The organism is Craurococcus roseus (genome assembly GCF_039523795.1).
Taxonomy (GTDB): Bacteria; Pseudomonadota; Alphaproteobacteria; order Acetobacterales; family Acetobacteraceae; genus Craurococcus; species Craurococcus roseus.
On record NZ_BAAAFZ010000008.1, the window covers coordinates 217881 to 232731 of the forward strand.

Here is a 14851-nt window from a genome sequence, read left to right on the forward strand (position 1 = left end):
GCCCCGCTGCCGCCAGCCGGCAGCAGGGCTGAAACCACCATGATCTCCGGCACCTTCGTCGACCGGCCCCGGCTGGCCATCGTCATAGCCATCCTGACCACGCTGGCGGGGCTGCTCGCTTTGCTGCGCATCCCGGTGGCGCAGTTCCCCGACATCGTGCCGCCGCAGGTCTCGGTGCAGGCGACCTACCCCGGCGCCTCGGCGGCGGTGGTGGAGGCGACGGTCGCGCAGATCATCGAGAGCGCGGTCAACGGCGTCGAGAACATGATCTACATGCGCTCGAACAGCGCCAACGACGGCACCTACCAGCTCAACGTTTCGTTCCTGCTCGGCTCCAACCCGGACATCAACACGGTCAACGTCAACAACCGCATCCAGGCGAACATCGCCCGCCTGCCGCAGGAGGTGCAGCGGGCCGGGCTGATCGTGCGCAAGCAGTCCTCCTCCGTGCTGCAATTCATCGCGCTCGCCTCGTCGGACCCGGCGCACACGCCGCTGTTCCTGAGCAACTACGCCACGATCAACATGATCGACCGGCTCGCCCGCACGCCCGGCGTGGGCCAGGTGAACCTGTTCGGCCTGATGAACTACTCGATGCGGGTCTGGTTCGAGATCGACCGGCTGACCAACCTGAACCTGACGCCGAGCGACCTGGCCGACGCCATCCGGAGCCAGAACGTCCAGGCCGCGGTGGGCCGCATCGGCGCGCAGCCCATCCCGGACACCCAGCAGTTCCAGATCAACATCCAGACGCTGGGCCGCCTGGTCACGCCCGAGCAGTTCGGCGAGATCGTGGTGCGCGCCAACCCGGACGGCTCCGTGCTGCGGGTGAAGGACGTGGCGCGCGTGGAGCTGGGCGCGCAGTCCATGGACACCCAGAGCCGCCTGAACGGCCAGCCGGCGGTGACCATGGGCGTCTACCTCTCGCCCGGCGCCAACGCCGTGCAGGTCTCGGGCGCGGTCCAGCGCACCCTGGACGAGCTCGGCGGCCGCTTCCCGGAAGGTATGCGCTCCCAGGTCCTGTACGACAGCTCGACCTTCGTGGTGGACACCATCTACGAGGTCATCAAGACCCTGCTCGAAGCCTTCGTGCTGGTCGTAATCGTGGTGTACCTGTTCCTGGGGTCGCTCCGCGCCACCCTGATCCCGACCATCGCGGTGCCCGTCAGCCTGGTCGGCGCCTTCGTGGTCCTGCTCGCCATCGGCTACAGCGCCAACACGATCTCGCTGCTCGGCATGGTGCTCGCCATCGGCATCGTAGTGGACGACGCCATCGTGGTGGTGGAGAACGTCGAGCGGGTGATGGCGGAGCACCCGGACTGGACGCCGGCCCAAGCCGTCAAGCAGGCGATGCGGGAGATCACGGCGCCGATAATCGCCATCACCCTGGTGCTGCTCTCGGTGTTCGTGCCGGTGGCCTTCATCCCCGGCCTGTCGGGCGTGCTGTTCCGGCAGTTCGCGGTGACGATTTCGGCGGCGATGGTGATCTCCGCCATCAACGCCCTCACCCTGTCGCCGGCCCTCTGCGCGCTGTTCCTCCGGCCCCACCACGGGCCGAAGCGGGGCCCGATCAAGTACGTGCTGCGGAGCATCGACGCGGTGCGGGACGGCTACGCCGCGGTTGTGCGGCGGCTGGTGCGCGTTTCGATCCTGTCGCTCGTCGCCACGGCCGGGCTCGCCTTCGCCGTGTGGACCATCGGTTCCAAGACGCCGCAGGGCTTCCTGCCGCAGGAGGACCAGGGGACCTTCTTCGTACAGGTGCAGTTGCCGCAGGCCGCATCCCTGTCCCGCACCCGCGATGCCGTGGTGCAGGTGGAGGGCATACTGAAGCAGATCCCGGCGGTGGAGAACGTGCTCGCCATCGTCGGCTTCAGCCTGATCGACCAGGGCGCGCAGTCCAACTCCGCCTTCGTCGTGGCGCGGCTGAAGCCGTTCGAGGACCGGACGGCGGCGCAGGACTCGGTCTTCGCCGCCATCGGCCAGGTGTTCGGCGCCGGGCAAGCGGTGCGCACGGCGAACGTGATCGCCTTCAACCTGCCGCCCATCATCGGCCTCGGCACCGGCGGCGGCTTCGAGTACCAGCTCCAGGACCTCCAGGGCCGGGACGCCACGGAACTCGGCGGCGCCATGCTCGGCCTGATCGTGCAGGCCAACCAGGACCCGCGGCTGGCGCAGGTGTTTTCCACCTTCTCGCCCACGACGCCGAGCATCTTCCTCGACATCGACCGGGACAAGGCGCAGGCGCTCGGGGTGCCGATCTCCTCCGTGTTCACGGCGCTCCAGGCCTCGCTCGGCGGCCTTTACGTGAACGACTTCAACCAGTTCGGCCGGACCTGGCAGGTGAACATCCAGGCGGAAGCGGAGGACCGGAACGACATCCCGGACATCTGGCGCATCCGCGTGCGCAGCAGTCGCGGCGAGATGGTGCCTTTGCAGGCCTTCGCCGAGATCCGCACGGTGGTCGGGCCGCAGACGATCCAGCGCTACAACAACTTCCGCTCGCTCACCATCAACGGCGCGCCGCGGCCCGGCGTCTCCTCCGGTGACGCGCTGGCGGCGATGGAGCAACTCTCCGCCCGCGTGCTGCCCGCCGGCTACTCCTTCGAGTGGACCGGCACCGCCTACCAGGAGAAGCTGGCCGCGGGGCAGACCATCTACGTCGTGGCCCTCGCGGTGCTGTTCGCCTACCTGTTCCTGGTGGCGCTCTACGAGAGCTGGACCATCCCGATCCCGGTGCTGCTTTCGGTGGTGGTGGGCGGCCTCGGCTCCTTCCTGGCGATCCAGGTCGCCGGGCTGAGCCTGGACGTCTACGCGCAGATCGGCCTCGTGGTGCTGATCGCGCTGGCGGCCAAGAACGGCATCCTCATCATCGAATTCGCCAAGGAGGCGCGGGAGCGCGGCATGGGCATCCGCGACGCGGCCGTGGAGGGCTCGCGCCTCCGGTTCCGGGCGGTGATGATGACCTCCATCGCCTTCGTGCTCGGCCTGGTGCCGCTGGTGTGGGCCGAGGGCGCGGCCATGCTGTCGCGCCGCGCGGTCGGCACCCCGGTCTTCGGCGGCATGCTGGCGGCGTCGCTGGTCGGCATCTTCCTGATCCCGATGCTCTACGTGGTGTTCCAAACCATGCGGGAGCGGGTGAAGGGCTGGTTCGGCGTGCGCCCCGTCGAGCCGCCGGGCCAAGGCCCCGGGGAAGGGCCGAAGCCGGCGGCGGACCAGCGTGTGCCGGAGATGGCGAAGTGACGCCCGCCGCTTCCCGGGGCCTTCCCAAGGGCGCCGTCCTCAACACATGATGGGCAGGAACCGGAACGGGGGAACGACCTCATGGCAAAGTTCGGGCTGAGCCAGCCGCTGCGTCGCATCGAGGACCCGCGCCTGCTATTGGGCGGCGGCCGTTACACCGACGACTTGGCGCCGGCGGGTGCGGCGCACGGTGTGGTCCTGCGCTCCCCGCACGCCGCGGCGAAGATCCTGTCCATCGACACGGCGGCGGCGCTGGAGGTGCCGGGCGTGCTCGCCGTGATCACCGCCAAGGAGTGGCGCGAGGAAGGGCTCGGCGAGATCCCCTGCATCATCCCGCTCAAGAACGCCGACGGCTCCGACCGCGCCGAGACGCCGCGCATCGCGCTCGCCGAGGACCGGGTGCGGCACGTCGGGGATGCCGTGGCCTTCGTGGTTGCCGAAACGGCGCAGGCTGCGCGAGACGGCGCGGAAGCCGTGACGGTGGACTACGACCCCATGCCCGCCGTGGTCGATCTCGCGGTGGCGCACGAGCCCGGCGCCCCGAAGGTCTGGGACGGGATCGAGAGCAACATCGTCTTCGACTGGGAAGCGGGCGACAAGGCGAAGGCCGACGAGCTGGTCTCCAAGGCCGCGCACGTCACGCGGCTGACGGTGGTGAACAACCGCGTGGTCGTCGCCAGCATGGAGGGACGCGCCGCGACCGCCGAGTACGACAAGGCGGAGGGCAAGTTCACCCTCCACTGCGGCACGCAGGGCTCCTGGCTGGTGAAGAACCTCCTGGCCGACGCCGTCTTCAAGCTTCCGCCGGAGAAGTTCCGCGTCGTCACCCCGGACGTGGGCGGCGGATTCGGCATGAAGCTGTACCTCTACGCCGAGTACGCGCTGGTCTGCATGGCGGCGCGGCGCCTCGGCCGGCCGGTGCGCTGGGCGGCGGAGCGGAGCGAGGCCTTCGTGTCCGACACCCACGGCCGCGACAACATCACGCTGGGCGAGCTGGCGGTGGACAAGGACGGCAAGTTCCTGGCGCTCAGGACGCGCAACTACGCCAACATGGGCGCCTACCTCTCCACCTTCGCGCCCTTCATCCCGACCGGGGCCGGCACGAAAGTCCTAGCCAGCGTCTACGACTTCAAGGCGATCCACGCGCGCGTGCTCGGCGTGCTGACCAACACGGTGCCGGTGGACGCCTACCGCGGCGCCGGGCGGCCGGAGAGCAACTACCTCGTGGAGCGGCTGATCGACGCGGCGGCGCGCGAACTCAACATCGACCGCATCGAGATCCGCAAGCGCAACATGGTGCCGCAGAGCGCCATGCCCTACGTCACCGCCATCGGCCAGCGCTACGACAGCGGCGACTTCCGGACCGTGATGGACGAGGCGTTGCGCAAGGCGGACTGGGACGGCTTCGCCGCGCGCAAGGCGGCGTCCGAGCAGCGCGGCAAGCAGCGCGGCATCGGCCTCGCCTACTACCTCGAGGCCACCGGCGGCGGGCCGACGGAGCGCGCCGAGGTGCGCTTCGCCAAGGACGACATGGTCGAGGTGCTGGTCGGCACGCAGAGCACCGGCCAGGGGCACGAGACCGCCTATGCGATGCTGACCAGCCACGAGCTGGGCATCCCGATCGACCGCATCCGCATCGTGCAAGGCGATTCGGACCAGATCCCGACGGGCGGCGGCACCGGGGGCGCCCGCTCCCTCTACTCGGAGGGGCAGGCGATCCTCCTGACCACGGCGACGGTGGTCGAGAAGGGCAAGCAGGCGGCGTCCGAGCACCTGGAAGCGGCGGTGATCGACATCGAGTTCGCGCCCTCGGGCGGCGGCCGCTTCTCGGTCGTCGGCACCGACCGCGGCGTGGACATCATGTCGCTCGCCAAGATCCAGCGCGAGCGGGCGGCGAAGGGCGAGCCGGCGACGCTGCTCGACGCCGCGGAGGTGGCGGAGATCAAGTCCCACACCTTCCCCAACGGCTGCCACGTGGCGGAGGTGGAGATCGACCCGGACACCGGCGTCATCGACGTGCCGCGCTACATCGTGGTGGACGACGTCGGCCACGCCGTGAACCCGATGATCGTGCGGGGCCAGGTCCACGGCGGCGTGGCGCAGGGCGTGGGCCAGGCGATGCTGGAGCGCACCGCCTACGACAAGGACAGCGGCCAGCTCCTCTCGGCCTCCTTCATGGACTACTGCCTGCCGCGCGCGGTGGACCTGCCGGACATCGAGGTGGATCTGATCGAAGTGCCCTGCGAGACGAACCCGTTGGGCGTGAAGGGAGCCGGCGAGGCCGGCGCGGTCGGCTCGCCGCCGGCGCTGATCAACGCCGTGGTCGACGCACTCGCGGGCGCGGGCGTGAACCACATCGACATGCCGGCGACACCGGAGACGGTGTGGAAGGCCCTGCACGGGGCCAAGGCGGCCTGAGCGAAGGCGGGCGGCAGGGCGGAGACGCCCTCCGCCCGCCTCTAGTAGGGCCTTGGGGAGCGGCGGCGGATGGCGGGTTTCGTCGGGCGCTGGCTGTCGGACGCCCTCCGCCTAGGGCTTCCGCTCGCCCTCGCCCTGCTTGCGATGCAGGTGCCGGCCGTGGCGCACGGCTACGCCGCCGCGCTGCTGCAGATCGCCGAGGACGCGCGGCGCGACATCGAACAAAGGAAGGCGTCCGCTCGACGCTTCTACCGCGGCGCCGGGGAGGCCGACGAGGCGGTGATCGCGGCGCTACAGGCCGTGGAGCCGGCCAACGCGCAGGCGCTGGCGGCTTCGGTGGAGCGCGCCCGCGCCCTCCGCGCCGCGCACGACCGCATCGAGGCCGCGCCGCCGCTGCTGCGGCCCGTCACCGCCCTGGTGGACGCGGCCGAGGACCCAGCCGGAGGGGACAAATGGGCGGTGCTGCGGACCGCCTTCGACACCCACGTGCCGCAGGTCGTCCTCAGCGCGGCGGCGGCCGTCTACGGGATCGCCGGGCTGGTCGCCGGCTCGTTCGTGGCGGAGTTGCTCGTTTCGGCGTTCGGCGCGGTGTTCGGTCCAGGGCGGCGGGGCCGCGGCGACGCCGCCCGCTTCGCGCCCTGACCTGCAGGGCCGGTTTCAGCGCACGACGTAGTCGTTCATCTCGCAGGTGTTGATGTTGCGGCGCTCCTGCGCGTCGCCGCCGCGCCACACCACGCGCAGGTCGTACCGGCACTCGCCCAGCGGCAGGCGCACGGCGAAGCGGGCTCCGGGCTGGACGACGTCGTTGCCGAGCCGGTCCGGCCCCCAGCCCTGCTGCGAAGAGGGCGACGCGTAGAACTGTTCGATCACCCGCCCGCTCTGGTTGACCAGGTTGAAGGACGGGTTGGTCTGCGCCGCCTGGGGCGCCGCCGCCGCTTGCCCGCCGCCGTCCAGCACCACGTCCACCAGGTCGCAGGTGTTGAGGTTGCGCTTCTCCTCGCTCTTGCCGCCCTCGTACACGAAGCGGAGGTCGTAAACGCAATTCCCGTCCGCCGGCAGCCGCACGATGTGGCTGGCGCCCGGTTGGACGACGTCGGTGCCGAGCCGGTCCTGCCCCCAGTTCGGCTGCGTGGACGGGGAGGCGTAAAGCTCCTGCACCGCGCTCGGCGAACGGTTGACCACGCGAAAGGACGGGTCCTTGGACTGGGCGTAAACAGGCGCACCCGACCAGCCGAGCAAGGGCCCGCCGAGGAGCGCGGCGACGGTCAAGGCGCGGCGGCGGGGCATGCGGTCCTCCGGATGCGTGCGCCGCCATCCTACAACGGCCGTGCGCCGGCCGCACGCCGTACCGGCGGCGTCGGCACGCCCGGGAGGACGGCCCGGACCCGGCCCAGGCTGCGCGGCACGCTGTTCGCGCCGACTGCCCTTCAATCCTCGTCCGCGGCTTCGGCGGCATCCGCGCCGAGGGCGGCCAAATGGCGGTCGAGCCGCGACAACACCGCGCGCAACCGCTCCCGGTCGTCGGCGGAAAGCGGCCCCAGCATCTCGCTTTCCAAGGCGTGGACCAGCGGCATGGTGCCGGCCTGGACGCGGCGCCCGGGCGCGGTGATGGCGAGCCGCCGCATGCGCCGGTCGCGCCGGTCTTCCGCGCGCCGCACCAGCCGGCGCTCGATGAGGGACCGCACGGCGCGGCTCACCTTCACCTTGTCCATCGCCGCCTGCCTCGCCACGTCGGTCGCGGACAGGTCGCCGGAGCGCGCGAGCACCGACAGCACCTGCCATTCCGGCACGGAAAGCCCGGCCCGGTCCGCGTAGGCGCGCGCGAACAGGCGGTGCGCGCGGGCGCTGACCACGGAAAGCCTGTGGGGCAGGAATTCCTCCAAGGCGAACGCCGCCGGCGCGTCCCCCGCTCCCCCGGCCCCCGGCCGTTGCGCAGCGAGCCTCCGTTCCATCGGCTCCTCCCCCTCAGCCCGTCCCCTGGCCCCGCCCCCTGCCGGCGCGCTTGGCAAGGCGGCCGCGGCGCGCCATGTCACCCGTCGCAGCGGCGCGCGGGAGGGCACCACATGGCCGGCTTCGCCTCCACCACCGACACGGCCGAGAAGGCCGTTTCCTTCGACGAACTCGGCCCCGGCCTCTACGCCTACACCACGGAAGGCGACCCCAACTCCGGCATCATCGTCGGCAATGATGGCGTTGTCGTGGTGGACGCGCAGGCGACGCCGGCGATTGCGCGAGATGTGATGGGGCGCATCGCCGCTGTCACCGACCGCAAGGTGACGCAGGTTGTCCTTTCGCACTACCACGCGGTGCGCGTGCTGGGCGCTTCCGGTTACGGGGCGCACGCGGTGATCGCCTCCGACGCGACGCGCGCGCTGATCGTGGAGCGCGGGCAGCAAGACATGGAAAGCGAGATCGGCCGCTTCCCGCGCCTGTTCCGCGGCCGCGAGAGCATCCCGGGCCTGACGTGGCCGACGCATTCCTTCGAACGGAAAATGGCGCTCTGGCTCGGTGAGCGGGAAGCGCAGGCGATCCACATCGGCCGCGCCCACACGGCGGGCGACACGGTGGTGTGGATGCCGAAGGAGCGCGTGCTGTTCGCCGGGGACACGGTGGAGTTCGGCGCCACGCCCTACTGCGGCGACGCCCATTTCGCCGACTGGCCCGCGACCTTGCGGGCCATCCGCGACCTCGGGCCGGAGAAGCTGGTGCCTGGGCGGGGCCGCGCCCTGCTCACGCGCGAAGACGTGGCGCAGGGCTTGGCCGACACCGAGGCGTTCACGAGCACGCTCTTCGCCCGTGTGCAGGAGGGCGTCGCCAAGGGCTGGGCGCTGCGGGAGATCTACCGCGACACGGTGGACCACATGCGCCCGCGCTTCGGCCACTGGGTGATCTTCGACCACTGCATGCCGTTCAACGTGTCGCGCGCCTACGACGAGGCGGGGGGCACGCATCACCCGCGCATCTGGACGGCCGAGCGCGACCTCGAGATGTGGCGCGCGTTGGAAGGCGACGCGCCGGTGAAGTCCGCCCAAGCCCGGCCCTGACCGCGCGATGCCGTCCTCCCACGTCTGCCCGCGCTACGCCTACCGCCGCCCGGCCGCGCTCGACGGCCCCGGGAGGGCGGAGGATGCGCGCGTCGTGGTCGTCGGCGGCGGCGTGGTAGGGCTGACGCTCGCGCTCGACTTGGCGCGGCGCGGCGTGGCGTCCGTCCTGCTCGACGAGGACGACACCGTCTCCGTCGGCAGCCGCGCCATCTGCTGGGCCAAGCGCACGCTGGAGATCTACGACCGGCTCGGGCTCGGCCAGCGCTTCCTGGAGAAGGGCGTCACCTGGAACACCGGCCGGGTCTTCTTCCGCGACGCGGAAGCTTACAGCTTCGACCTTCTGCCGGAGCAGGGCCACGCCTACCCGGCCTTCGTGAACCTGCAGCAATACTACGTGGAGGAGTGGCTGGTGGAGGCTTGCGCCGCTACCGGCCTCGTGGACCTCCGCTGGCGCAACCGCGCGGCGGCGATCGAGAACCGCCCGGACGGCCCGCTGCTGACGGTCGAGACGCCGGACGGCGCCTACAGCCTGCGCGCCGGATGGCTGCTCGCCTGCGACGGCGCCCGCAGCGGCATCCGCCAGGCGCTCGGCCTCCCGTTCGTCGGGCAGGTGTTCCGAGACCGCTTCCTCATCGCAGACGTGCGGATGGACCTCCCCTATCCCGCCGAGCGCCGCTTTTGGTTCGATCCGCCCTTCCATCCCGGCAAAACGGTGCTGCTGCACCGCCAGGCGGACGGCGAGTGGCGGATGGACTTCCAGCTCGACGCGGACTCCGACCCGGAGGCGGAGCGGCGGCCGGAGCGCGTGGAAGCGCGGCTGCGCGCGATGCTCGGTCCGGACGTGCCGGTCGGGATCGGCTGGGCCAGCGTCTACACCTTCCGCTGCCGCAGGCTGGAGCGCTTCCGCCACGGCCGCACGTTCTTCGTGGGCGACTCCGCGCACCAGGTCAGCCCATTCGGGGCGCGCGGCGGCAACAGCGGGGTGCAGGACGCCGACAACCTCGGCTGGAAGCTCGCGGCGGTGCTGGAAGGCGGCGCGCCGGAACCGCTGCTCGACAGCTACGACGCCGAGCGCGGCCCGGCCGCGGACGAGAACATCCTGCACTCCTCCCGCAGCACGGATTTCATCACGCCCAAGTCCGGCGCCGCCCTCGCCTACCGCGACGCCGTGCTCGAACTCGCGGAGACGCACGCCCTGGCCCGGCCGCTGGTGAACTCCGGCCGCTTGTCGCGCCCGACCGTGCTGGCCGGGAGCCCGCTCTCCACGCCGGACGGCGGCGCCCCGCCCGCGGCGCTGCCCACCGGGTCGCCGCCGGTGGACGCGCCGGTGCTGCGGGACGGACGGCCGGACTGGCTGCTGCGGCACCTGAACACCGGCGGCCGCTTCACCCTGCTCGCCTTCGACGAAACCGGGCTGCGGGCGCCCCCTGCGCCCCCCGGTGTGGACCTCGTCGTCGTCGCCGAGCGCGAGGCGGCGCCGGGGCACCTCCCAGGCGTGCTGGTGGACCACTCCGGCCTCGCCGCGCGCCGCTGGGGCTGCGTCCCGGGCGAGGCGCTGCTGCTGCGCCCGGACGGCCACGTCGCTGCCGGCTTCCGCGCGCCCACGCCCGAAGCGGTGCGGTCCGCCCACGCCCGGGCGCTCGGGAACGCGGTAGCGGCGGCCGCGGCATGACGGTCCTCCGCACCGAACCCCGCTTGGCGGACCCGGACGGCTTCTACGCCGCCTTGATGGAAGCGCACCGCGACCTGGACGAGGCGGCGTCGCGCCGCCTGGACGCCAGGCTGGTCATTCTGCTGGCCAACCACATCGGCGACGACGCCGTGCTCCGGGAAGCCATCGCGCTCGCGCGCGCGGCGGGCGGCGGCGGCGCGGCCCCGGACGCCGAACGCTAATCCTCCTCGCGCTTGGTCACCCGCAGGGTTTGCGGGTCGAGTTCAAGGTCGTACTCCTTCCCGTCGGTGGAGCGGGCGTCGTCCACCTCGACGCGGCCGTCCCGTTTCATTTCGATCTCCTCCCAAGCGGTGTAGCCCTGCTCGCGCAGCGCCGCTTCGATGCGGGCCTTCATCTCCGGCGCCGGCTCGCGCGCTTCGGCGGCGGCGAGCGGCACCAGGAACGCGGCGGCGAGGAACGGTGTACGGCGCATGGCGGCGGTGCTCCCTTGGTCGCCGCGAGAACGGCCCCGGCGCCGGCGGGTTGCGATCTCCCCTCGTGTGTCGCATCGGCGCCTCGACCAAGCGAGAAACGCGCCGGAGGCCCCGGCGGGTTTGCCCGGCCCCGCCGGACGGGGGATAATGGGGAGACCAGGAGACACCCTTGAACCCCATCGAGCACATCCGCGGCTGGCAGGACCAGCTCGCAGCGTGGCGCCGCGACTTCCACGCCCACCCCGAACTCGGCCTCGAGGAGCACCGCACGGCCGCCCTTGTGGCGGAACGCCTCCGTTCGTGGGGCATCGAGGTCCGGACCGGGATCGGGGGCGCCACCGGCGTCGTGGGCACCTTGCGGAACGGCCGCGGCAACCGGGCGGTGGGGCTCCGCGCCGACATGGACGCGCTGCCCATGGAGGAGGAGAACGGCTTCCCGCACCGCTCCACCGTGCCCGGCAAGATGCACGCCTGCGGGCACGACGGGCACACGACAATGCTGCTCGGCGCCGCCCGCTACCTCGCCGAGACGCGCCGCTTCGACGGCACGGTCCACTTCATCTTCCAGCCCGCCGAAGAGGGCGGCGGCGGCGCCCGCGCCATGGTGGCCGACGGCCTGTTCCGGCGCTTCCCCTGCGACGCGGTGTACGGGCTGCACAACCGCCCCGGCTTGGCGGTCGGGCGCTACGGCATCCGCCCCGGCGCCATGATGGCGGGCTGCGCCTTCTTCGACATCCACGTCCACGGCAAGGGCGGCCACGGCGCGCGGCCGGAGAACACGGTGGACCCGGTGGTCTGCGGCGCGCAGATCGTCTCCGCGCTCCAGTCCGTGGTGGCGCGCAACGTCCCCTCGGCGGAAGCCGCGGTGGTGAGCGTCACCGGCTTCGACGCGGGCCGCGCCTACAACGTGATCCCGGAGCGGGTGGCGCTGCGCGGCACGGTGCGCGCCTTCGCGGCCGGAACGATGCGGTTGGTGGAAGCGCGGATGCGCGCGCTGGCCGAGAGCATCGCCGCCGGCTTCGGCGCGACCGCCGCGCTGGACTTCCGCGAGGTCACCATCCCGGTGGTGAACGCCGCCGAGCAGGCGGAGGTCTTCGCGGACGCCGCCGCCTCGTTGGTGGGCGAGGAGGGCGTCGAGCGGGACCGGCCGGCGGTGATGGGGTCGGAGGATTTCGCCTACATGCTGGCCGAGTGCCCCGGCGCCTACATCGTCACCGGCAACGGCGTCGGCGGGGACGCGGGCGGCACCGAGGTCCACAACCCGCAGTACGACTTCAACGACGCCGCGATCCCCTACGGTGCCGGCGTGCTGGCCGCGGTGGCGGAACGCGAGCTGCCGCCGGTGTCGGAAGCGCCGCCCGCGCCATGACGGTCATCGTCGCCACAGGGATGCGGGCGGAAGCGGCGCTGCTGCCGCCCGGCCTGCGCGTCGTGGTCAGCGGCGGCGATCCGGCGCGCCTGCGAAGCAAGCTGGACGAAGCCGCGGAAGGCGCGACGGCGGTGCTGAGCTTCGGCATCGCGGGCGGGCTCGACACCGCGTTGGAGCCCGGCGCGTTGGTGGTGGCGACGCGGGTGCGCGCGCCGGGCGGCGCTTGGCCGGCCGACACGGTTTGGTCCTCGGCGCTGGTGCGCGCGAGCGGCGCGCGGCTCGGCGTGGTCGCCGGCGCGTCAGCGGTGGTCTCGGGGCCCGACGCCAAGCGCTCCTTGCGCCTGATGACGGACGCTCTGGTGGTGGACATGGAGAGCGCGGTGGCCGCGGCCTTCGCCGCCTCGCGCGGCCTGCCCTTCGCGGTGCTGCGCGCGGTGGCCGACACCGCGGAGGAGGTGCTGCCGCGCGCCGCCGCGGTCGGCCTCACGCGGACGGGCCGCCCGGCGCCGGGCCGCGTGGCTATGGCGCTGCTGCGCCGGCCGGGCGAGCTGCCGGCGCTGGTGCAGGTGGCGAAACGCAGCCGCACCGCCTTGGAGTCGCTCGCCAGGGCGGCGCGCGATCTGCCGCGGCCGGGAGGGGCGGCGCCCCTCCCGGCCAACGACATGGGCTAGCGGACGCCGCTCAGCCCTTGGCCTTGTTGTACAGCTTCTGCGCCATCTCCAGGATCTCCTGGGGGTGGTAGTCGGGGATGAACGCCTCGGACGAGCCGTCCAGGTCGTACTGCGGGCCGCCCTCCGGCGGGCCGTCGCGCACCTCCAGCGGGCCGGAGTTGTCCAGCGCTTGGCCCTGCCAGATGGACTTGATCTCGTCGTAGTCGTTCGTGGAGAAGCGGTACAGGCGGCGGTGCCAGCCTTCCTCCAGGAACGGGCGGCTTTCCGGGATCTGCTCCGGTTGCAGATTCGGGATCGGCAGCATCTTCTTCATGTCCACGCCCGTGAGCTGCTCCAGCGCCAGCGCGTAGGCGTGCGCGTGGACGCCGCCGCGGGTGAACAGGTAGCCCAGCATCCGCCGCGCCGCCGGGTTGGTGGTGAGCTGGTACGCGCGCAGCTTGGCGGTGCGGGCGCCGTTCTCCAGGAAGAAGTTGTGGAGCAGGTCGAGGATCAGGTTCCCCGAGTTGAAGATGTAGTCGCCCTTCCACGGGTTGCCGAGGCTGTCGGCGCACATGATGCCGGCGTGCGGCCCCGGCGCGACGTGCGCCTTCAGCGCGGCGCCGGTGAACATGCCGGCGAAGGACGGCTCGCCCTTGCTCATGTCGCCTTTCGGCTGGATGCCGTTGAGCAGCCCGTTCACAGCGGCGCCGACCAGCTCGATGTGGCCCAGCTCTTCCGTCGCGATGTTGGCGATCAGCGCGTAGAACGGGCGCAGCTTCTCGCGCTGGCGGAAGTTGAAGCTCTGGAACATGTAGGTGTTGAGCGTGGTCATCTCGCCGAAGCGCCCGCCCATCAGCTCCTGCACCGCAGCGGCCGCGACCGGGTCCGGCTCCTTCGGCAGGGGCATCTCCACCTGCAAGCGGTCGATCCTCAGGAACATATGCGTCCTCCTTCTCGGTGGACGGGAGGCTGCTGCCGCCCGCCGCGGAGCGAAACGTGGAGGCGGCGGCGCGATAGGGGAAAGAGATTGATCTTGTCGGCCCGATAGCCGTTGCCTATCGTGTTTGGCACAGCCCGGAGCGTCAACCCTGTCACTTGCCGGCTTGTCCCTGCGCGACCTTGAATATTTGGTGGCGGTCGCCGAGTGCCGCCATTTCGGGCGGGCTGCGGAAAGGTGCGGCGTGTCCCAGCCGGCGCTTTCCGCGCAGGTCCGCAAACTCGAATCCTGGCTCGGTGTGACGGTGTTCGAGCGGTCGCCGGGGCGCGTGCTGCTGACCGGCCAAGGCGCCGCCCTGCTGGCCCGCGTGCGGGGCGTGCTGGCCGAGGCCCAGGGCTTGGTGGAGTTAGCACGCGCCGCCGGCGCGCCGCTGGCCGGCGCCTTCCGCATCGGCGCGATCCCCACCATCGGCCCCTACTTCCTGCCCCACGCGCTGCGGCCCATGCGGGAGGCCTTCCCGGACACGCGCCCGGTCGTGTCGGAGGCCCGGACCGTCGACCTGGTGGACCGGCTGAAGAACGGCGAGCTCGACGCGGCGCTGCTCTGCCTCCCGCAAGAGGACCCCGCGCTCGCGCTCCACCCGCTGTTCTTCGAGCCCTTCCTGATGATGCACGCCGCCGGGGCGCAACCCGGCTGGCCGGAAGACGGCGGGGACGGGCTGCTCGTGTTGGACGAAGGCCACTGCCTCCGCGACCAGACGCTCGCCATCTGCGGCTTGCAGGCCCCGCCGGGCCGGCGGCACGCCGCCGGGTTGGAGTTGCTGCGGCAGATGGTCGCGGCCGGAGAAGGCTACGCGTTGATGCCGGCCCTCGCCGCCGCGGCGCTCGGCGATGCGCCGTCGCTCGCGTACGGGGAATTGGCCTCGGAGGTCGGGCGGGAGGTCGCCCTGGCCGTCCGCCGCACCGACCCGCGGGCGGCGCACTTGGCCGCGGTCGTCGGGCTGTTCCGCCGCATCGCGCCCGCGCCGTTGCGGGTGGCGTGTTGAAGG

At 72.0% G+C, this 14851-nt stretch carries 13 protein-coding genes; 9 read left to right on the forward strand and 4 right to left on the reverse strand.

Annotation, left to right across the window (positions count from 1 at the left end):
* Window positions 1–39 precede the first annotated feature (39 nt).
* The 3 genes from ABD067_RS03980 (at window position 40) to ABD067_RS03990 (ending at window position 6300) form a co-directional block, all read left to right on the forward strand.
* Entirely contained in the window at window positions 40–3240 is a 3201-nt protein-coding gene (locus ABD067_RS03980) for an efflux RND transporter permease subunit (protein ID WP_343894177.1), read from the forward strand.
* An 81-nt stretch (window positions 3241–3321) separates the two neighbouring features.
* A complete protein-coding gene (locus ABD067_RS03985; protein WP_343893866.1) occupies window positions 3322–5658 on the forward strand; it encodes a xanthine dehydrogenase family protein molybdopterin-binding subunit in 2337 nt (778 codons plus the stop codon).
* 69 nt (window positions 5659–5727) lie between these two features.
* On the forward strand, window positions 5728–6300 hold the full coding sequence (locus ABD067_RS03990) for a DUF2937 family protein (RefSeq protein WP_343893867.1): 573 nt from the start codon (window positions 5728–5730) through the stop codon (window positions 6298–6300).
* Window positions 6301–6315: 15 nt separating this feature from the next.
* On the opposite strand, the gene ABD067_RS03995 is transcribed toward ABD067_RS03990, so the two are convergent.
* Window positions 6316–6945 carry a hypothetical protein gene (locus ABD067_RS03995; protein WP_343893868.1) on the reverse strand — a complete coding sequence of 210 codons (630 nt, stop codon included), beginning with the start codon at window positions 6943–6945 and terminating at the stop codon, window positions 6316–6318.
* A gap of 140 nt (window positions 6946–7085) precedes the next feature.
* Window positions 7086–7610 (reverse strand): MarR family winged helix-turn-helix transcriptional regulator, encoded by a 525-nt coding sequence (locus tag ABD067_RS04000; protein ID WP_343893869.1) that lies wholly within the window; start codon window positions 7608–7610, stop codon window positions 7086–7088.
* Window positions 7611–7721: 111 nt separating this feature from the next.
* Between ABD067_RS04000 and ABD067_RS04005 the strand changes: the two genes are divergently transcribed.
* From ABD067_RS04005 to ABD067_RS04015, 3 genes are read left to right on the forward strand one after another with little or no spacing between them, the layout of a single operon-like run.
* Window positions 7722–8702, forward strand: a complete 981-nt coding sequence (locus ABD067_RS04005) for an MBL fold metallo-hydrolase (protein ID WP_343893870.1) — start codon at window positions 7722–7724, stop codon at window positions 8700–8702.
* 7 nt (window positions 8703–8709) lie between these two features.
* On the forward strand, window positions 8710–10374 hold the full coding sequence (locus ABD067_RS04010; protein ID WP_343893871.1) for an FAD-dependent oxidoreductase: 1665 nt from the start codon (window positions 8710–8712) through the stop codon (window positions 10372–10374).
* Window positions 10371–10595, forward strand: coding sequence for a DUF2783 domain-containing protein (locus ABD067_RS04015; protein ID WP_343893872.1), 225 nt, complete (start codon window positions 10371–10373; stop codon window positions 10593–10595). Before ABD067_RS04010 ends, ABD067_RS04015 begins: the two co-directional genes overlap by 4 nt.
* On the opposite strand, the gene ABD067_RS04020 is transcribed toward ABD067_RS04015, so the two are convergent.
* Entirely contained in the window at window positions 10592–10846 is a 255-nt protein-coding gene (locus ABD067_RS04020; protein ID WP_343893873.1) for a PepSY domain-containing protein, read from the reverse strand. The genes ABD067_RS04015 and ABD067_RS04020 overlap by 4 nt on opposite strands.
* A gap of 170 nt (window positions 10847–11016) precedes the next feature.
* On the opposite strand from ABD067_RS04020, the gene ABD067_RS04025 reads away from it, so the two are divergent.
* Window positions 11017–12216 (forward strand): M20 aminoacylase family protein, encoded by a 1200-nt coding sequence (locus ABD067_RS04025; protein WP_343893874.1) that lies wholly within the window; start codon window positions 11017–11019, stop codon window positions 12214–12216.
* Window positions 12213–12887: a phosphorylase family protein gene (locus ABD067_RS04030; protein WP_343893875.1), complete on the forward strand. Its 675-nt coding sequence runs from the start codon at window positions 12213–12215 to the stop codon at window positions 12885–12887. The genes ABD067_RS04025 and ABD067_RS04030 overlap by 4 nt, the downstream gene beginning before the upstream one ends.
* Before the next feature lie 10 nt (window positions 12888–12897).
* On the opposite strand, the gene ABD067_RS04035 is transcribed toward ABD067_RS04030, so the two are convergent.
* The gene (locus tag ABD067_RS04035) at window positions 12898–13806 is read right to left on the reverse strand and encodes a manganese catalase family protein (RefSeq protein WP_343893876.1); all 909 of its coding nucleotides are present in this window, start codon (window positions 13804–13806) and stop codon (window positions 12898–12900) included.
* A gap of 163 nt (window positions 13807–13969) precedes the next feature.
* On the opposite strand from ABD067_RS04035, the gene ABD067_RS04040 reads away from it, so the two are divergent.
* Window positions 13970–14848 carry a LysR substrate-binding domain-containing protein gene (locus ABD067_RS04040; RefSeq protein ID WP_343893877.1) on the forward strand — a complete coding sequence of 293 codons (879 nt, stop codon included), beginning with the start codon at window positions 13970–13972 and terminating at the stop codon, window positions 14846–14848.
* Window positions 14849–14851: the final 3 nt, after the last annotated feature.